The following is an 18,553-nucleotide window of genomic DNA, read 5'->3' as shown; positions in this document are numbered from 1 at the left end:
GAACCTCCTATCCGATGGTCTGGAAGATCGGGAACGTTTCGAGGAGCCAGAACGAAATGGTCGACATCTGGCCGGTGATGAACAGGATGCCGGTGAGGACGAGCAGGGCGCCCATCGCCATCTCGACCTTGTGCATGTGGCGCTTGAAGCGTGCGGCCCAGCCGAGGAACCTGCTGGCGAACAGGGCGGCGAGCACGAAGGGAATGCCGATGCCCAGAGAATAGGCGGCGAGCAGAAGCGCGCCCTGCGCTGCGCTTCCCTCGCTTCCGGCGATGAACAGGATGGCGGCAAGCACCGGCCCGACGCAGGGCGTCCAGCCGAAGGCGAAGGCCAGCCCGATGACATAGGCCCCCATCACGCCGGCCGGCTTCCTGGCCACCTGCACGCGCGCCTCGCGATACAGCATCCCGATCCGGAAGACGCCCAGGAAGTGCAGGCCCATGATGATGATGATGACGCCGGCGATGACCGACAGCGTGTCGAAGTACTGCGCGATGGTCTTGCCGACGACGCTGGCCGTTGCCCCAAGCGCGATGAACACCGTGGCGAAGCCGAGCACGAAAGCGATCGCGGCGACGACGACGCGCCGCCGTTGCGCAGTTCCCGGTTCGTCGTCCCTCAGCTCGTCGAAGCTGACGCCCGCCAGCCAGGCGAGATAGGGCGGTACGATCGGCAGCACGCAAGGCGAGACGAACGACAGCAGCCCCGCCAGCAGCGCTGCCCCAAGACTGACATCCAGCATCGTTCCTCCCACCGCCGTCCGACAGGGCATCACCTTGGCAGAAGCATTCAAAAAATGCTATATTTATATGCAACGGAGGACTGCTGGATCATGAAGCTTGCGGGATTGGCTCGGTGCGGCCTCGTGGCGGCGAGCATTGTTGCGCTGTCGGCGAAGGTGCAGGCAGCGGAACTCCTGATGCTGGAGCAACCGGGCTGCGTCTGGTGCGCGCAGTTCAACGCGCAGATCGCGCCCGCCTGGCCGAAGACGCAGGAGGGGCGCCGCGCGCCGCTCAGGCGGGTCGACATCACCAGGCCTTGGCCGGCCGACCTCGACGGTATTGCGAAGGAACGGTTCACGCCGACCTTCGTCCTCATGGACGAAGGTCGCGAAGTCGGCCGCATTCGGGGCTATGTCGGCGACGAGTTTTTCTGGTTCCGCATCGGGGAACTCCTGGCACGTCTCCCGGAGCAGCCCTGACGCTTCCTGACCGTGGGCTTGGGAAATCACGACCGCTTGACCTGGATCATGCCTCGCGATCTGGACATTTGGCACGGTTCGCGCCATGTCGAAATGGCGCCAAAGAAACCGATGAACCTTTCCGTTCTCATGAGCCTTCCAAACATCAAGGATGCCCAGACCCCCGAGCAGTTCAACGAGCTGCTCGCGCAGGCGCGCGAGGCGAGCGAACTTCTCAAGGCGCTCGCGCATGAGGGGCGCCTGCTGATCCTGTGCCTGCTCTCGGAAGGCGAGAAGTCGGTGTCCGAGCTCGAGGAGGCGATGCGCCTGCCCCAGGCGGCCGTGTCGCAGCAGCTTGCACGCCTGCGTTTCGACCGACTGGTGAACACGCGCCGGGAAGGGCGGGTCATCTACTATTCGATCGCCAGCAAGGAAGTGTCCTCGGTCATCGAAACGTTGTACAATCTCTTCTGCGCTCCGGTTCGAAATCCGGAGAAGAACGACAAGAGTGAGGCGTCGGCCAACGACGCCAACTGAACGAGGCAGGCTCGAGACCTGCCGTTGGGCGCAAGCCCGAGGGAGGGATGGATGAGCCTGGCCACCCACGCGTGGTTCCTTCCGGTTGCCGGCCTGTGTGCGGGCGCCGTTCTCGGCTTCGCCGCGAGGGCAAACCACTTTTGCACCATGTCCGGTCTGGAGCGTTACTGGTACGCCGGTGACGGGCGCGGGCTGAGAACCTGGATGCTGGCGGCGGTGGTCGCTCTGGTCGCGACCCAGGCGCTCCAGGCGGCCGGCTACGTCGACACGGCCGAGAGCTTCTACATCCGCTCTGACTTCGCCTGGATCGGAGCCATCGTCGGGGGAATAGGCTTCGGCTTCGGCATGGCGCTGGTGGGCACATGCGGGTTCGGCGCTCTGGTCAGGCTCGGCGGCGGCAGCCTGCGTTCGCTGATCGTGCTGATCGTGCTGGGGCTGGCCGCCATGTCGGCACAGAAGGGCGTTATCGCGCAGGCGCGTGTCGCGCTCTCCGACAACTTCGCCATAGACCTCTCTGGCGTCGGCGGGCAGTCGCTGGGCGCCATCGCCGGACACTTCTCCGGCGCGGACATCAACCTGGCCGTCGCTTCGCTCGTGGCCCTCGTCCTGACGGGCTGGATCTTCTCGTCCGCCGACTATCGACGCCATTTCGATTCCATCGCGACGGGCGCGACGGTCGGCCTCGTCATCGGATTCGGTTGGTGGGCGACCAGCCACGCCGCAGCGCATTCGTTCGAGATCGTCCAGATCGAGGCCGGTTCCTTCGTCGTCCCGGTCTCCGACACGATTCTCCAGTTCGTCACCTTCACCGGCGTGCTGCCCGACTATGGCGTGGGGCTCGTCGTCGGGGTGGTGCTCGGCGCGGCTGGCTGCGCGCTGTGGAAGCGTGACGTGCGCTGGGAGGCCTGCGACGACGCGCGCGAACTCGGTCGCCACCTGGCGGGCGGGGTGCTGATGGGGGTCGGCGGCGTTTTCGCCATGGGCTGCACCATCGGTCAGGGCGTAACCGCCGTATCGGCGCTGGCGATATCCGCCCCTGTCGTGCTGGCCTCGATCTTCCTCGGCGCCCGCATGGGCCTGGCCTATCTCATCGAGGGCTCGCCCTTCGGCGCCTTCCGCGCCGCGGCCGGCCCGGCGGAGTGATCAGGCCGGCACGTAGCGATAGGCGCCTTCGCTGCGTTCCACGTACCCCGCCCCCGGATGCGGAAAATGGAAGCCGATCGCGCGCGCCTTGTCCGCGGCCAGGCGGTCGAGCAGCGACAGTCGCGTCTGCGCGCCGAGCCCGGGATCCTGGTCGCTGCCCGACGGCCAGTCGGGCCGCGCAAACGAGATCACCGAATTGGTGATGGCGTCGCCGACGATCAGCACCGGCTCCGCGCCGTGGATCATGAAGGACAGGTGCCCAGGCGTATGGCCTGGCGTCGCGACCGCCTCGATCCCCGGCAGCACGTCCTGCCCGCCCTCGATGAAGATCACGCGGTCCTCGATCGCCGCGAACCGGTTCTGGGCGCCGATCACGAAGGTCTGGCGATCCTCCGGCACCCGCGAAATCGCATCCGGTGCCGACCAGAAATCCCATTCCGCCCGCCCGATCCGATACTCGGCGTTGGGGAACACCAGTTCGTCGAAATCGTCGATCAGGCCCCAGAGATGATCCGGGTGCGCATGCGTGAAGATCACGTCCGTCACGTCTGCCGGGTCGACGCCGGCCGCAGCCAAGCTGTCGGCGAGCTTGCCGGCGCTGGGCATGAAGTTGGCGCCGGCCCCGACGTCGAAGATGACCAGCCTGTCGCCCATCCGCGCCAGCGTCACGTTGCAGTCGGGCAGCAGTGCGTCCGTGGCCATTCCGTTGTCGGCGAGCAGCTTCGCCAGTTCGCCCTGATCGACGGCGGGAAACGCAAAGCCCATCGGCAGCACGAGATTGCCGTCGCTGAGAATCGTAATCTCGGCCGAGCCGGTCGACAGCGGCTGCGCGCGCGCCGTGCGCGTCGGAAGCAGGCCGCCGGAGAGGGCAATGAGCGCCGCCGAACCCGTCGCAGCGAGAAAGCGTCGCCGGTCGACGCCCGGCAGGGGCATACGCGTGAAGTTCATGTCGTCCTCCCATGCAAATATATTATTTTTTGCATATTTATGAGGACTGGACTACGCTTGTCGAGGGGCAATGAGCCTCACGGGAGGAAAAGATGCGCGCAAATGTGATGGCAGCGGCGCTGGCCGCAGCCCTCGGCCTGGCCAGCCCGGCGCTGGCGGACGACATGGTCACGACTCACGAAACGCAGTCGCCCTTCGCCAGCGTGATCGCCGATCTCGAGGACGCGGTGGTCAACCGCGGCTACGTGATCGACTATCACGGCCATATCGGCGAGATGCTGAAGCGGACGGCGGGAGATGTCGGCGCCGCCATGCCGCTCTATCGTGAAGCGGAGTTTCTGCAATTCTGCTCGGCGGTGGTGTCGCGCAAGGCCATGGAAGCCGACATGGGCAACATCGCCTTCTGCCCCTATGTCCTCTTCGCCTACGAAACCGAGGCGGAGCCGGGCAAGGTCGTGGTGGGCTTCCGTCGGCTGCCGGCCGGGCCGGGGCGCGACGAGGTCAACGCCTTGCTGGACGAGATCGTCTCGGAGGCTGCCGAGGGGCTCTGAGCGGCCGCAAAGGAAGGCCTGAGCGTATCAGAACTCTTCCCAGCCGTCGGACTCGGCCTCGATGTCGAGCGCGTTGGCGCCGAGGGTGGCCGGGCGGGCGCGAGGTGGCTCACGCCAGGTGTTCGCGGGCTCGGGCCGGCGGCTCGTGGCAACGGTCGCAAGTGCGGGCGCCCGGCGGGCCTGAGCCGGGCGATGCGCCGCCGGGCGTTCGTCGACATGGCTTTCCGCGCCGCGGAAATGCGACATCAGCCGGTTCAGCTCCTCGCCGTCACGGGCGAGGCCGCGGCTGGTCGAGGTGAACTGCTGCGCCATCGCCGCGCCTTGCTGAGTCGCGGTGTCGATGCCGTTCATCGCCGAATTGATGCCGCGCAGGGTGGCGGCCTGCTCTTCTGCGCCGCGGGCGATCTCGGTGACGATCGAACTGATGCTTTCGACCCGTGCCGCGATGCGGCCGATGACGTCGCCGGTCTCGCCGACCAGCTTCGCGCCCGTCTTCACCTGGCCGGCCGACGTCTGGATCAGCTGCTTGATCTCGCGCGCGGCGTCGGCCGAGCGCTGCGCCAGGCCGCGAACCTCCTGCGCGACCACGGCGAAACCGCGGCCAGCTTCGCCGGCGCGCGCCGCCTCGACGCCCGCGTTGAGCGCCAGGAGGTTGGTCTGGAATGCGATCTCGTCGATGACGCCGATGATCTTGGAAATCTCTTCGGACGATTTCTCGATGCCGCCCATCGCCGAGATGGCGGCGCCCACCACCTTGTCGCTGTGGCCGGTGTCGGTCGTCATGTCGATCACGGCTGCACGGGCCTCCCCGGCTCCGGCCGCGGTGGCCGAGACCGAACGGGTGATCTCGCCGACGGCGGCCACCGTCTCCTCGATCGTGGCCGCCTGCTGCTCGCTGCGGCGGGCGAGTTCATCGGCTGCGCGGCTGATCTCGTCGGTGCCGTATTCGAGCTGGCGCCCGGTGGCGACGATCTGCTGCATGGCGTCCTGCAGCCGGTCCATGGCGGTGTTGAAGTCTTCCTTGATCTTCCGGTACTCCGGCGGGAAGTCCACCTTGAGCCGGGTCGTCAGGTCGCCATCGGCCAGTCGTGCGAGTGCTGCGCCGATGAGCTTGACGACCGCTGCCTGCAGCTTGGCGGCCGAACTGCGGGAGGCGTCGTTCTCGTCGCGCTGCTCCTCCATCTGGCGGCGCTGGGCGTCGAGTTCCCGATCGGCCTCGAGCTTGTCGAGCGAGGCCTTGCGGAAGCCCTCCAGCGACCGCGCGATCACGCCGACCTCGTCGGATCGATCGAGGTTCGGCACGGTCGACTCCAGGTCGCCGTTCGAGAGCTTCTCGATGCGCTGGGTGATTTCGCCCAGCGGACGACCGACCACGAAACGAATGCTGATGAACAGCAGGACCACCAGGATGAGGGCCGAGATCGACTGGACGCCGGTGGCGCCGAGCCAGAGCGAGGACCGGACGGCCTCCAGGGTGCTGGTGTTCCACGCAACGGCAACATAGCCGAGCGGCTTGCCTTCGGCGCTGGTGCCGGCCGGGGTCACCATCAGCACGTTGCCGCCCACCGCCTCGACGGCCGTGCCTTCGCTCGGCGCGGCAAGCAGACGCCGCAGCGACGTGTCGATCGCCGCGGCCGAAACGCCGGGAGCGGTGAATTCGGCGATCACGTTGCCGGTCGTATCGAAAGCGACCGCACGCGAGAGAATGCGGTCCGGGTTGTTCTGGTAGGCCGCCCAGGCATCGGCGACGACCTCGGGCTTCTTCCAGCGGATGCCGCCTGCCGCGGCCGTGGCGATCTGGCCGGTCTGGATGATCCAGGCGTCGGTGGCCAGATCGTGGAGGCTGCTCTTGGCTGTCCGGTCGATGAGGGTCACGGATGCACCGAGGCCCGCGAGGCTGACGCCGAGCGCAGCCAGCACGAGCTTGAACGTGATCGATCGCTTGCCGAACATGCCAGACACAACCCCCATACTCTTCGCCCGATACAACGCGCCCCGCGAAGGCCTCAGAGGCCTTCGACGTCGATTCCGAGCGTGATCGCGCCGATGGCCTGGCCGGTGGCCGGATCGCTGATGGCGACGCTGACCTGCGACTGCAGCCTCTGCGTGGACTCGTCCTTGTCGACATCGTCGACGAAGATGGTTCCCGCGCCGAGCGCATAGGACTTCTGCCATTTCGCCTCGTCGCCCTGCCAGTAGTCCGAGGTGATCTCGCTCTGGCCGACATTGAGGCCCTTGTTGTCCATCACGAAGGCTTCGGTGATCATGCCGCCCGCTTCGGCCTGCTTGGCGGCGAGGAACTTCGACAGCGCATTGCCCATGACCTTGTCGATGAGCGGCTTGGATCCGGCATCCACCTCCGCGCGCCACTGCTTGTCGAGAGCGTCGATGTCGGCCTGGGTCAGCCCGGCATGAGCGGCGTTCTGTTCGTTGATCGCGCCGATCACGACGGGATCGGAGAGCCAGGGCTCGATGTTGGCCTTCACGTAGTCGGTGATCGGACCGACATGGTCCTGCGCCAATGCCTGGCCGCCGAATGCACTTGCCCAGATGACGGCCGACATGGCCGTCGCTGCAAGAAATTTCATGTTTCACCCCCTTGGTGCCTGACGATTCTCCCGCTTGGAACACGCCGTGTCCCGGCCGCGAATCGCCTCACCCGACGGAGCATCCGCGAGAAAAGTTTCGCGAAACTTAATCAATTATGAACGAACCCTTACATGGGTGGAAATCCAATGGTTTTATAAGAATAAACCCCGGCGCGTCGCGCCGGGGCGGGGTGGTCAGACGGGCGGTGGCCGCTATTTCTGCAACTCGGTCCAGATCGCCGTGTAGAGGTTGCGGGCTTCTTCCGGGCAGGTCAGCGCGAAGGTTCCCGCCGCCTGAAGCTCTTCCGGAACGACGATTTCCGGCGCGTCGCTCATGTTGGCCGGCATGAACTCCTCGGACCCGTCGATGCCGTTGGCGTATTTCGCGAAATCCGAGATCATGGCCGCGTTCTCCGGATCCATGATGAAGTTCATGAACAGCTTGGCGTTCTCGACGTTCCGTGCGTCCTTCAACACGGCCACGTTGTCCATCCAGATCGGATAGCCCTCCTTCGGATAGCCGTACTTGATGTTGGGATCCTGTTCGCGCATGCGCAGCGAGGCGCCGTTCCAGTTCACCGTCGCCAGGAAGTCACGCTTGGTCATGGCTTCGATGTTGCCGTAGTTCATCGAGATCCACTTCGGCTTGGCCTCCAGCAGCTTGTCGCGCACCTGCCTGAGGATCGTCCGGTCCGACGTGCAGGGCTCGCCGCCCAGATAGGTGATGGCCAGATGCATCACGTCCGCCATCTCTGGAATGACGTTGATCTTGCCTTCCAGTTCGGCGGGCGGATCGAGGAAGATCGCCGAGGTGTTGATGTCGCCCTTGTAGTCGGCGGTGTTCACCGACAGGCCGACGGTGCCCCATTGCCACGGCACGGTGTACTTGCGGCCCGGATCGAACGGCACGTCCTTCCAGCGGTCGGCGACGTTCTTGAAGTTCTCCATCTCGTTCGGATTGGTTTCGAGCAGCAGGTCTTCCCGGATCCAGATCGGGATGACGCTCGCCGACGGCACCACGATGTCGAAGCCGTGGCCGCCCTGGCGCACCTTGGCGAGCGCGGTGTCGTTGGAATCATAATCGGTGAGCGTCACCTTGACGTCGTGCGCTTCCTCGAACTTCTTGATCAGTTCGGGACTGGTGTAGTTGCCCCAGTTGTAGATGTTGAGTTCGCCGGCGGCGTTCGCCAGCCCGGAAGAGGCCAGCATAGCGACGCCCGCAGCGGTCGCGGTCAGTTTCCAGTGCATCGTCGTTCTCCCATTCATTGGCGTCGTTGTATCGTTGCTCAGGTCTTCTTCCTGCTGATGAGGAAGAATACGGTGACGATAGCGACCGATATGCCAAGGAAGGCGGTCGATATCGCATTGATCTCGGGCGTCACGACGCGACGCAGTTGCCCGAGCATGTAGGTGGGCAGTGTATCCTGACCGGCCGATTTGACGAACTCCGTGATGACGACGTCGTCGAGCGAGATCACGAAAGCCAGCATCAGGCCGGCGATGATGCCGGGCCACAGCAGCGGCAGCGTCACGCGGCGGAAGGCCTGCCAGGGCGTGGCGTAGAGGTCGGCCGCGGCGGTCTCCAGCGCGGTATCCATGCTTTCGAGCCGGGCCCGGATCGGGAGATAGGCGAAGGGAATGCAGAAGGCCGCGTGCGCGATCATCAGGTAGCCGAGGCCGGAATAACCGGTCGCGATCTTGATGCGCGAGAAGAAGATCAGCAGCGCCACCGCCGTGACGATCTCCGGCACCATCAGCGGCTGGTTGATGAAGGCATATTTGAAGGTGAGCCCCCGATAGGGCCGCGTCCGGGTGGTGGCGAGCGCCGCCATGGTGGCGGCCACCGTGGCGATCACCGCGGCCACGCTGGCGATCTGCACGGAACGGATCGAGGCGTCGACCACCTGCTGGTTGCTCCACGCCTGCACGAACCAGCGGAACGAGAACCCTTCCCACACGGCGATCGACGTTCCGGAGTTGAAGGCGAAGATGACGACGACCGACAGCGGCAGGTAGAGCAGAAAGAAGCAGAACAGGGCGACCGTCGGGAAGCCGGTCTGCCGGCGGATGTCGAACCGGCTAGCCATGATTGCGCGCCCCGGTGCCGGCATAGCGGATGTAGATCAGCAGAGCCGCCAGCACGATGATCAGAAGCGTGATCGACAGCGAGGCGCCGAGAGGCCAGTTCCGACCCTGGCCGAACTGCAACTCGATGAGGTTGCCCAGCATCAGGTTGCGTCCGCCACCCAGGATCCGCGGCGTCACATAGGCGCCGAGCGAGGGGATGAACACCAGGATCGAGCCGGCGACGATGCCGGGCTTCACCATCGGCAGGATGATGCGCCGAAGAACCTGGAAACGCGTCGCGTAGAGGTCGTAGCCCGCCTCGACCAGCCGGAAGTCGAGTTTTTCCATGGAGGCGTAGAGCGGCAGCACCATCAGCGGCAGATAGACGTAGATCATGCCGATCATGATGGCGGTGTCGGTGTAGATGATCTGGATCGGGGTCGAGATCAGCCCGAGCTTCAGGAGCACGATGTTGAACAGGCCCTCGTTGCGGATCACCTCCTGGATCGCGAAAGTGCGGATCAGGAGGTTGGTCCAGAACGGGATCGTGATCAGGAACAGCCACAGCGCGCGCGTGCGCTCCGGGCGCGTGGCGATGAAGTAGGCCGTCGGGAAGCCGAAGATGAAGGCGAATACGGTGGTGGCCAGCGACAGCGTCACCGATCGCCAGAAGATCGCGACATGCGCGTCGGCGATGGACAGCGTCTCGTCGAAGATGTCGCGTTGCAGGACGACGCTCACCCAGGCGTCGGTCGAGAAGCTCCAGCGCACGTCTCCGTAGGAACCGGGTTCGAGGAACGAGTAGACGATCACGATTCCGAGCGGCCCTGCGGCGGCGAAGAAGATGATCAGGAGCGCGGGAGCGGAAAGTAGCCAGCGTTTGCGGATGTCGTCGCGTTCGGCCTTGCGGGCGGTTTCTGCGGCGCTCGCCATGCCGTCAGTCCCTCAGAACCTGGGCGGCGCCTGTGCCGACCACGATCGACACCTTGTCGCCCTCCTGCGCGCGCCTGCTCTCGTCCCGGGTGTTCTGCTGGCGAACGATGAAGCTGCCGCCACCGTCGAGATCGACGTGGAAATGTGTGTCGGTCCCGAAATAGACGATGTTCGCCAGCCTGCCCGAGAGTTCGCCGCCGTCGTCCGCCAGCCGCGCATGCTCGGGCCTGATCACCACGGTGACCTTTCCGGACGGCGAAAAGCCCTTTGGCACCGATGCGTCGATGACGGCCCCGGAGCCGAGCCGCACGCTGGCCCGGTCCTTGGTCGACGACACCATGGCGGCCTCGAGAAAGTTGGTTTCACCGATGAAGTCGGCCACGAAGCGCACTGCCGGACGATCGTAGATGTCCTTCGGTGAACCGACCTGCAGGATGTTGCCCGCCGACATGACCGCGATACGGTCCGACATGGTGAGCGCTTCCTCCTGGTCGTGGGTGACGAAGATGAAGGTGATGCCGGTCTCGTGCTGGAGGCGCTTGAGCTCGATCTGCATCTCCTTGCGCAGCTTGAAGTCGAGCGCCGAGAGCGGCTCGTCGAGGAGCAGAACCTTGGGCTGCGGCGCCAGCGCCCGGGCCAGTGCGACGCGCTGTTGCTGGCCCCCCGAGATCTGGGCGGTCGACCGGTTGCGCAACTCTTCCATCCGCACGAGCGTGAGCATCTGACTGACGCGCGCATCGATTTCGGCCCTTGGACGGCCGAGCATCTCGAGGCCGAACGCAATGTTCTGCGCGACCGTCAGATGCGGGAACAGCGCGTAGCTCTGGAACACGGTGTTGACGGGCCGCTTGTAAGGCGGCAGCGGCGCGATGTCCTGACCGTGCAGGAGGATTTCGCCGTCTGTCGGGAAATCGAAACCGGCGATCAGCCGCAGAAGTGTGGTCTTGCCGCAGCCGGACGGACCCAGAAGCGTGAAAAACTCGTTTTCCCGTATCGCGACGGAAACGTCCTTGAGGGCGTGAACCTTGTCGGGGCCGAAGCCGAAGACCTTCGTCACATGCCTGACGTCGATGGCGATCTGGTCCGGTTTTTCCGGCAAAATGCACCCCTCTCGCGAACCCGTCTCCGCCGTTGGCCGCGGATGGTTGTTCTTGCGGCCAATGTCACCACATGGCATCGCGCTTGGCAACCAAGCCTTCGGCGCAGACGACGGTGGTCACCACGCAACGACCATGCCAGCTTCAGGCCTGGTAGGTGATCCTTCCCCCGCAGATGGTGGTGACCGGCCGCACCTCGTGCAGCGCTTCGGGCGCGACCGCTTCGATATCGCTGGACAGCACCACGATGTCGGCGAGGTAACCCGCCTTGATGCGTCCCTTCCGGTGCTCCATGAATTCGGCATAGGCGCCCTCGACGGTGTAGGCGGCGATCGCCTCGTGCAGGCTGAAGGCATGGTCGGGCAGGTCGTCTGCCCATCGTTTGCGCAGCACGGCAGCCTGGATGCCCGCAATCGGGTCGATCGGCGACACCGGCCAGTCGGAGGCAAAGACGACATGGGCGCCGGTCTCCTTGATGGTGCGCCAGGCATAGGCCAGCCGCCAGCGGTCGCGGCCGATCTTCGAGACCGTCGGCTCGAGCGGCAGGCCCATGGATCCGGGCGGATGCGGCGGCTGCATCGAGGCGATGACGCCGAGATCGGCAAAGCGCGGCATGTCGGCGTCGGTCGTCACCTCGATGTGCTCGATCCGGTGGCGGCTGTCACGGGGACCATTCGCCTCGCGCGCCGCAGCATACCCGTCGAGCACCGTGCGCACGGCCGCGTCGCCAATCGCATGCACCGCGATCTGCAGCCCGCGCCCGTCGATCTCGGTGGCGAGATCGGCGAACTCGGCATCCGAGAAATAAGGTTCGCCGCGCCATCCCGGCATGTCGGCATAGGGCTCGATCATGTGCGCGGTGCCCGAATCCAGCACGCCGTCCATGAAGACCTTGACCATGCCGGACGACACCCATTCGGAGCAGTAGTCCCTAGCCATCCCTGAGGCTTTCTCCAGGTCGGCGAGCGTCATCGGCTTCTTGAAGTGGAACGGGACCTGTCCGCGACAGAGCAGCCTGCCTTCCTTTTCGATCTCCGCCAGGATCTCGAGCTGGTAGAGATTGCCGTCCATGTTGTGGAACGAGGTGATGCCATGGCTGGCCGCATATTCCAGGCCGCGGCACATGATCGCCTTGTCGGCCTCCCACTCCTGCGGCGTCGGCTTGCGGTCGGGCTCGCCGCCGGTCTGGATGCCGAGCCGCACCCGGCTTTCGCCGGCCAGGTGCACCACAGGCGTCATCGCCTCGGATTCGCGCAGCTCGCCCGTGGCGAGCCCGTCTGTCCCCATGACGACCTCGTTGCCGGGGTTGCAGGCCTTTCCGTTGAGGATGCCGGCCAGTTCCAGTGCCTTCGTGTTCGCCCACATCGTATGGTGGTCTGGCGCCACCAGAGCGACCGGGCGGTCGGCGATGATCCGGTCGAGGTGATGCCGCGTCAGCGTCTCGCCGCCACCGAGCACCGTGTAGTCGCAAGCCTGCCCGAATAGCACCTTGTCGTTCGGCCGCTGCTCCGCATAGGCCTTGAGCTTGTGGCTCAGCGCATCGAAGCCGTGCACGCCGAAGAGCTGCAGGTGAACGAGTTCGGCCGCGCCCATGAACAGGTGAACGTGGCTTTCGATGAAGCCTGGCAGAACCGAGGCGCCCCTGGCGTCGATGATGGTGGTTTCCGGTCCGGCCCATTTCGCCGCCTCCGAGGCCGCGCCGACGAAGGCGATTTCGCCGTTCGACACCACCAGCGCTTCCGCGCGAGGGGTGTCGTCGTCCATGGTCAGGACACGGGCGTTGGTGACGATGAGATCGGCGGGACTTGGCATGGTGTGATCGTTCCCCGGTTTCTGGGAAAGGCTAGCACCGACTCCCGCCTCGGCGCCATGCCAGCCCGCCGGGGCGCTTTGGCCCAGTCGTCCATGAGGGGACGCGCGGGATCGTGGCTGCCGCGCCTCGCGACGCAGTCTGACCGTTTTCCACGCGAAAAGCGGATGCGGAGAAGGGTGCCGGCGGGCGCGACGTTGGCGAAGCCGCACAAGTCTGATTAGGGTTTTGCCGCAGTGACGATCGACCAGTGGGGACAGCATGAAGACCATCTTTTCGCCCCGGCACGCGGGTCATGCCGGCAATGTCGAGTTGATGACGGGCAAGATCATGCCGGCCTTCGAAATGCCGTCGCGGGCCGAGTTCATCCGGGCGCGGGCCGAAGAGGTCGGCCTCGGGCCCATCCTGCCGCCGGACGCGTTCGACCTCGACACCGCCCGCCGCGTCCATGACCCTGCCTATGTCGACTTCATGCCGACGGTCTGGGAACGCTGGACGGCGGCCGGCTTCGACGGCACGGCGCTGCCCTACACCTGGCCGACGCGTGGCCTGCGCGGGGACGTCGTGCCCGACGCCATCGAGGCGCAGCTCGGCTATTATTCGTTCGACGCGGGCGCGGGCTTCGTCGAGGGAACCTGGGATGCCATCAGGTCGTCGCACGACGTGGCGCTGACGGCCGCCAGCCTGGTCTCCGGGGGCGAGCGTGCCGCCTTCGCGCTCTGCCGGCCGCCAGGCCACCACGCCGGCCGCGCCTTCATGGGGGGATATTGCTACCTGAACAACGCCTCGATCGCTGCGCAATGGCTGCTCGACCACGGGGCCGGCAAGGTCTCGATCCTCGACGTCGACTATCACCACGGCAACGGCACGCAGGAAATCTTCTACGGACGCGGCGATGTCCAGGTGCTGAACCTGCACGGCGACCCGAAGGTGGAGTACCCCTATTTCCTCGGCCATGCCGACGAACGCGGCGAAGGGGAGGGCGAAGGCTTCAACCACAACTATCCGCTGCCCTGGGGCACGGATTGGGACGGCTGGGGCGCGGCCCTCGTCGATGCCTGCCTGAAACTGGTCGCCTATGGGCCGGACGTCGTCGTCGTTTCGCTCGGCGTCGACACGTTCGAGCGCGATCCGATCTCGAAGTTCAAGCTCGTCACCGAGGACTACCCCAAGATCGGCCGCCGCATCGAGGCGCTGGGCCTGCCGACCCTCTTCGTCATGGAAGGCGGCTACGCCGTCGAGGAGATCGGCGTCAACGCCGTCGGCGTTCTGACGGGCTTCGAGGAAGGCAACACGTGAGCAACACCGTCACGCTCGGCGTCGTCCAGTTCGCCTGCACCGACGACGTGGCGCAAAACCTCGCGACCGCTTCCAGACTGGTGCGCGACGCGGCGGGGCGCGGCGCAAACGTCGTGCTCGTGCAGGAACTCTTCGAAGGGCTCTATTTCTGCCAGGAGGAAGACCCGAGCCACTTCGCCCGGGCCCGGCCATCGGAGGGGCATGCGACGATCGCGGCCTTCTCGGCCCTGGCGCGCGAACTGGGCATCGTGATCCCCGTTTCCTTCTTCGAGCGCCGCAACCAGGCCTATTTCAACGCCGTCGCCATGGTCGACGACACCGGTTCGGTGCTCGGCGTCTACCGGAAGTCGCACATTCCAGACGGGCCGGGCTACGAGGAGAAGTACTATTTCACCCCCGGCGACACCGGATTCAGGGTCTGGCAGACCCGCTTCGGCGCCATCGGCGTCGGCATCTGCTGGGACCAGTGGTTTCCCGAGGCCGCACGGGCCATGGCGCTGATGGGCGCCGAGATGCTGCTCTATCCGACCGCCATCGGCTCCGAGCCCGGCCGGCCGGATTTCGATTCCATGGAGCACTGGCGCATCACCATGCGCGGCCATGCCGGCGCCAACCTGATGCCGGTGGCCGCCGCCAACCGGATCGGCGTCGAGATCGTCGGCGGGCGTGTCCAGACCTACTACGGCTCCTCCTTCATCGCGGGCGCGTCCGGCGAGCTTGTCGCCGAGGCCGGGCGGGATGGCGAGGCGGTCCTCACCGCTCGTTTCGACCGCGCCGCACTCGCCCGCCAGCGCGCGGCCTGGGGCCTGTTCCGCGACCGTCGGCCCGAACTCTATTCAGCGCTGGCGACGACCGACGGCGGTTGACCGCTTCGTGATGCCTGCCATGCGGCAGGATGCTACCACCGGCGGCGCAACTGTGCTGTATCGAGGCTTCGGCGTAACGGGATCCGGCGGCATGGCTGGCGAGGCGGGCGGCAACGAACTGGTCCAGGTTGTGGTCCTGCTGGCGGCCGGTGTCGTGGCGGTGCCGATCTTCAAGCGGCTCGGCCTCGGCTCCATCCTCGGCTATCTCGCGGCCGGACTGATCATCGGCCCCTTCGGCTTCGGCCTCTTCGACGATCCCGAGGCGATCCTCCACATCGCCGAACTGGGTGTCGTGATGTTTCTCTTCATCATCGGCCTCGAAATGCGGCCTTCCCGGCTCTGGGGCCTGCGCCAGGAGATCTTCGGCCTGGGCCTGCTCCAGGTCGCGCTCTGCGCGGCGCTTCTGACCGGCGTCGGCATGGCGCTCGGCCTGCCGCCCGTCGTCGCCTTCGTCGCCGGGGCCGGCTTCGTGCTCACCTCGACGGCGATCGTCATGCAACTGCTCGAGGAACGGGGCGACATCGCGACCCAGCCCGGCCAGCGGATGGTCTCGATCCTCCTGTTCGAGGACCTGATGATCGTTCCGCTTCTGGCGCTGATCGCCTTCATGGCGCCAGGCGGCGAGGAAGCCACCCTCTCGTCGCGCCTGATCGACGTCGGCATCGGCGTCGGCGCCATCGTCGGCCTGCTCGTCGCCGGGCGCTGGCTGCTCAACCCGATGTTCCGGATCCTGGCCGACGCACATGCCCGTGAAGTGATGACGGCAGCGGCCCTCCTAGTCGTGCTCGGCTCCGCGCTCGCCATGCAGCTCGGCGGCCTGTCGATGGCCATGGGTGCGTTCCTGGCCGGCGTGCTCCTGTCCGAATCGAGCTTCCGTCACCAGCTGGAAGCCGACGTCGAGCCGTTCCGCGGCATCCTGCTCGGCCTGTTCTTCCTCGCCGTCGGCATGTCGCTCGACCTGTCGGTCGTCGCCGCCAACTGGGTCATCGTGGCGCTGTCGGTCGTGGTCTACATGATCGTCAAGGCGGCCGGCATCTATGCTGTCGCCCGGCTTTTGCGCCACGGCCATGGCCAGGCGCTGGAGCGGGCCGTCGTGATGGCGCAGGGTGGCGAGTTCGCCTTCGTGCTCTATTCGGCGGCGGCCGGCGTCGGCCTGATCGACGGCGAGACCAATGCCGTGCTGACCGCGATCGTCATCATCTCGATGGTGCTGACCCCACTGGCGATCCTGGGCCTGCGCGGCCTCATGCCGCGACCGACGCCCGACATGAACGGCGTCGACATGGTCGACGGGCTCGACGGCAGCGTGCTCGTCATCGGCTTTGGCCGCTTCGGCCAGGTCGCCAGCCAGCCGCTGCTTCTGAAGGGCATCGACGTGTCGATCATCGACAACGACGTCGAGATGATCAAGGTCGCCGCCACCTTCGGTTTCAAGGTCTATTATGGCGACGGCGCCAGGCTGGACATCCTTCACGCCGCCGGCGCGGGCCGCGCGCGCGCCGTGCTCGTCTGCGTCGACAAGGCCGAGACCACCGTGCGGATCGTCGAGCACCTGAAGGCGGAGTTTCCGCTCGTTCCGGTTCTGGCCCGCGCCTGGGATCGCGGCGCCGCGCTCGACCTGATCCACGCCGGCGTCGACTTCCAGATCCGCGAAATGCTCGAATCCGCCTTCGTGTTCGGCGAGGCGACGTTGAAGACGCTCGGTCTGGACGAAACCGAGGCGAACGAGATCATGCAGGACGTCCGCCGCCGCGATTCCGAGCGGCTCGAGATGCAGCTCACCGGCGGCCTCTACGCCGGAACCGGGCTGTTGAAAGGAAATGCTCCGACGCCCGCGCCGCTGGCCCAGCCGAGGCAACCCGGTCAAGTGATGAACCCCGGCGCGGCACCGTCCTCGCCGGAAGCAGGCGGCTGACCGGCCGAAGCGGCCTAGCCCGGTCCGGCGCGGCGCTCGGCCGGTTTCACCACCCACTAAGAATTCATAAGACTTTTCGCGACCGGCGGCAGGGTCGTTAAGGTTGTGCTGCTAGACATCTTCGCGCAGACGCCGCTTCGCGGCATTGAACGGAATGGAATGTCGTGACGACTGGCAGGCTCCACTATGTCGATTGGCTCCGGGTTCTCGCCTTCGGCCTTCTCATCCTCTACCACTGCTCGGTCGCCTTCTTTCCGGACATGTCCTGGCTGGTGAAGAGCGCCCAGACCAGCCAGGCCCTGTCCTGGGCGATGGACTTCCCGCGCGCCTGGCGGCTGGCGCTGCTTTTCTTCGTCTCGGGCATGGGCACGTGGTTCGCATTCCGCTCCTCGCCCGGCCGGGCTTTCCTGCGCGACCGCACCGTGCGCCTGCTTGTGCCGCTCCTGTTCGCCATGGCGGTGGTCGTGGTGCCGCAGGTCTGGCTCGAACGCGTCATGGAGGAGGGCTATCGCGGCTCGCTCTGGACCTTCTGGATCGAGCGTTACTTCACCGAGGGCAAATATCCCGCCGGCAACATCACCTGGGCGCACATGTGGTTCGTCGCCTATCTGCTGGTCATGGCGGTCGGGCTGTACCCGATCTTCCGGTTCCTGCAGTCGGGGCGCGGGGCGCCGGTTTCCCGCCTGTTCGTCGCGGTCGTCCGCTCGCCCTTCGTCCATCTGGTCTTTCTGGTGCCGCTGGCGCTCAACCTGGCCCTGTCGCCGTTCTATCCGCGCCAGACCAACGCGCTCTACAATGACGGCGCCTGGTTCGCGGTCTGGGCGTCGTGGTTCGGTTTCGGCTTCCTGTTCGCGCGCCATCATGCCGAGATCATCGGCACCGTCGTGGCCCGCCGCTGGGTCAGCGCCGGACTGGCGCTCGTCCTCACGGTTGCGCTCTACACCTTCTGTTTCGTGCCCGCCGCCGGATCGGCTGGATCGCTCGGCTCGTGGGAAAACCAGACGCCTGTGTTCAAGGCGCTGGATTTCGCGCTCGCCTGGACGATGATCCTCACGGCGGTCGGCTTTGCCGCGATCCATCTCGACCGACGCAGTGCTGCGCTGTCCTGGCTGAACGGCAAGGTGTTCGCCCTCTACATCGTTCACCAGACGGTGATCGTGTGGGCGCTCTACCACGTGCTGCCGATCGAGGCCGGCGCCTGGACCAAGCTCGGGCTGGTGGTCTTCGTCACGGTCGCTCTGTCGCTCGCCATCGCGATGGCGGCCGAACGCCTGCCCTGGCCGTTGCGGCTGGCCTTCGGCTTCGGCGATCGCCCGGCGCGTCGCGCCGCGCCGGCCGGGCCGACGACCCGCACGGTGCGCTAGAACCGACATCGGCTGTTGAAGCGCCGCGCGGCTTCGGCTATGTAGCCAGTGCCCGTGCCGCTTCCTGGCGGACCGGGCCGATGCGGGGATCCGATCCTCGCGGCGCGCACCCGTAGCTCAGCTGGATAGAGTGCTGCCCTCCGAAGGCAGAGGTCGTTGGTTCGAATCCAACCGGGTGCGCCATTTCTTCCCGTGTACGACTCGGAGACATGGGTGACAGTTTGTACCTAAGACATGGGTGACAACCTCGTGCCG

17 protein-coding genes and 1 tRNA gene are annotated in these 18,553 nt (G+C 66.0%); 9 read left to right on the top strand and 9 right to left on the bottom strand.

Annotated elements, in window-relative coordinates; translation table 11 throughout:
* Nucleotides 1-7: 7 nt before the first annotated feature.
* Nucleotides 8-742, bottom strand: a complete 735-nt coding sequence (locus EJC49_RS20875) for a cytochrome c biogenesis CcdA family protein (RefSeq protein WP_126701862.1) — start codon at nucleotides 740-742, stop codon at nucleotides 8-10.
* 90 nt (nucleotides 743-832) lie between these two features.
* Here EJC49_RS20875 and EJC49_RS20870 point away from each other — a divergent pair, with 90 nt between their 5' ends.
* The 3 genes from EJC49_RS20870 (at nucleotide 833) to EJC49_RS20860 (ending at nucleotide 2,860) form a co-directional block, all read left to right on the top strand.
* A complete protein-coding gene (locus EJC49_RS20870; protein WP_126701861.1) occupies nucleotides 833-1,201 on the top strand; it encodes a thioredoxin domain-containing protein in 369 nt (122 codons plus the stop codon).
* Between the two features lie 129 nt (nucleotides 1,202-1,330).
* A complete protein-coding gene (locus EJC49_RS20865; RefSeq protein ID WP_126701909.1) occupies nucleotides 1,331-1,717 on the top strand; it encodes an ArsR/SmtB family transcription factor in 387 nt (128 codons plus the stop codon).
* Nucleotides 1,718-1,768: 51 nt separating this feature from the next.
* The gene (locus EJC49_RS20860) at nucleotides 1,769-2,860 is read left to right on the top strand and encodes a YeeE/YedE thiosulfate transporter family protein (RefSeq protein ID WP_126701860.1); all 1,092 of its coding nucleotides are present in this window, start codon (nucleotides 1,769-1,771) and stop codon (nucleotides 2,858-2,860) included.
* Here the strand turns inward: EJC49_RS20860 and EJC49_RS20855 are convergent, their stop codons facing one another.
* Nucleotides 2,861-3,808 carry an MBL fold metallo-hydrolase gene (locus EJC49_RS20855; protein ID WP_245453501.1) on the bottom strand — a complete coding sequence of 316 codons (948 nt, stop codon included), beginning with the start codon at nucleotides 3,806-3,808 and terminating at the stop codon, nucleotides 2,861-2,863. It abuts the gene before it with no gap.
* 92 nt (nucleotides 3,809-3,900) lie between these two features.
* On the opposite strand from EJC49_RS20855, the gene EJC49_RS20850 reads away from it, so the two are divergent.
* The gene (locus EJC49_RS20850; protein ID WP_245453500.1) at nucleotides 3,901-4,359 is read left to right on the top strand and encodes a DUF302 domain-containing protein; all 459 of its coding nucleotides are present in this window, start codon (nucleotides 3,901-3,903) and stop codon (nucleotides 4,357-4,359) included.
* Nucleotides 4,360-4,386: 27 nt separating this feature from the next.
* Here EJC49_RS20850 and EJC49_RS20845 read toward each other — a convergent pair whose 3' ends face one another.
* From EJC49_RS20845 to EJC49_RS20815, 7 genes are all read right to left on the bottom strand, one after another.
* Complete coding sequence (locus EJC49_RS20845; protein ID WP_126701859.1) at nucleotides 4,387-6,312, bottom strand: methyl-accepting chemotaxis protein; 1,926 nt, start codon at nucleotides 6,310-6,312, stop codon at nucleotides 4,387-4,389.
* A 53-nt stretch (nucleotides 6,313-6,365) separates the two neighbouring features.
* Nucleotides 6,366-6,947 (bottom strand): hypothetical protein, encoded by a 582-nt coding sequence (locus EJC49_RS20840; RefSeq protein ID WP_126701858.1) that lies wholly within the window; start codon nucleotides 6,945-6,947, stop codon nucleotides 6,366-6,368.
* A gap of 213 nt (nucleotides 6,948-7,160) precedes the next feature.
* Nucleotides 7,161-8,195, bottom strand: a complete 1,035-nt coding sequence (locus EJC49_RS20835) for an extracellular solute-binding protein (RefSeq protein WP_126701857.1) — start codon at nucleotides 8,193-8,195, stop codon at nucleotides 7,161-7,163.
* A 38-nt stretch (nucleotides 8,196-8,233) separates the two neighbouring features.
* A complete protein-coding gene (locus tag EJC49_RS20830) occupies nucleotides 8,234-9,034 on the bottom strand; it encodes an ABC transporter permease (RefSeq protein ID WP_126701856.1) in 801 nt (266 codons plus the stop codon).
* The gene (locus EJC49_RS20825) at nucleotides 9,027-9,947 is read right to left on the bottom strand and encodes an ABC transporter permease (RefSeq protein ID WP_126701855.1); all 921 of its coding nucleotides are present in this window, start codon (nucleotides 9,945-9,947) and stop codon (nucleotides 9,027-9,029) included. Before EJC49_RS20825 ends, EJC49_RS20830 begins: the two co-directional genes overlap by 8 nt.
* Nucleotides 9,948-9,951: 4 nt before the next feature.
* Complete coding sequence (locus EJC49_RS20820) at nucleotides 9,952-11,046, bottom strand: ABC transporter ATP-binding protein (protein ID WP_126701854.1); 1,095 nt, start codon at nucleotides 11,044-11,046, stop codon at nucleotides 9,952-9,954.
* Nucleotides 11,047-11,188: 142 nt separating this feature from the next.
* Entirely contained in the window at nucleotides 11,189-12,856 is a 1,668-nt protein-coding gene (locus tag EJC49_RS20815; RefSeq protein WP_126701853.1) for an amidohydrolase, read from the bottom strand.
* A 259-nt stretch (nucleotides 12,857-13,115) separates the two neighbouring features.
* On the opposite strand from EJC49_RS20815, the gene EJC49_RS20810 reads away from it, so the two are divergent.
* The 5 genes from EJC49_RS20810 to EJC49_RS20790 all read left to right on the top strand — a co-directional run bounded on the left by EJC49_RS20810 (nucleotide 13,116) and on the right by EJC49_RS20790 (nucleotide 18,481).
* Nucleotides 13,116-14,153 carry a histone deacetylase family protein gene (locus EJC49_RS20810; protein ID WP_126701852.1) on the top strand — a complete coding sequence of 346 codons (1,038 nt, stop codon included), beginning with the start codon at nucleotides 13,116-13,118 and terminating at the stop codon, nucleotides 14,151-14,153.
* Nucleotides 14,150-15,019, top strand: coding sequence for an N-carbamoylputrescine amidase (gene aguB, locus EJC49_RS20805; RefSeq protein WP_126701851.1), 870 nt, complete (start codon nucleotides 14,150-14,152; stop codon nucleotides 15,017-15,019). The genes EJC49_RS20810 and aguB overlap by 4 nt, the downstream gene beginning before the upstream one ends.
* A gap of 91 nt (nucleotides 15,020-15,110) precedes the next feature.
* Complete coding sequence (locus EJC49_RS20800; protein ID WP_126701906.1) at nucleotides 15,111-16,934, top strand: monovalent cation:proton antiporter-2 (CPA2) family protein; 1,824 nt, start codon at nucleotides 15,111-15,113, stop codon at nucleotides 16,932-16,934.
* Nucleotides 16,935-17,098: 164 nt separating this feature from the next.
* Nucleotides 17,099-18,298 carry an acyltransferase family protein gene (locus tag EJC49_RS20795; RefSeq protein WP_126701850.1) on the top strand — a complete coding sequence of 400 codons (1,200 nt, stop codon included), beginning with the start codon at nucleotides 17,099-17,101 and terminating at the stop codon, nucleotides 18,296-18,298.
* A gap of 106 nt (nucleotides 18,299-18,404) precedes the next feature.
* Nucleotides 18,405-18,481: transfer RNA gene (locus EJC49_RS20790), tRNA-Arg, on the top strand.
* Nucleotides 18,482-18,553: the final 72 nt, after the last annotated feature.

The sequence above is a fragment of the Aquibium carbonis genome (assembly GCF_003970795.1).
GTDB lineage: Bacteria > Pseudomonadota > Alphaproteobacteria > Rhizobiales > Rhizobiaceae > Aquibium > Aquibium carbonis.
Note: the sequence above shows the minus strand (reverse complement) of the source record. Positions and strands in the feature narration are given on the sequence as shown.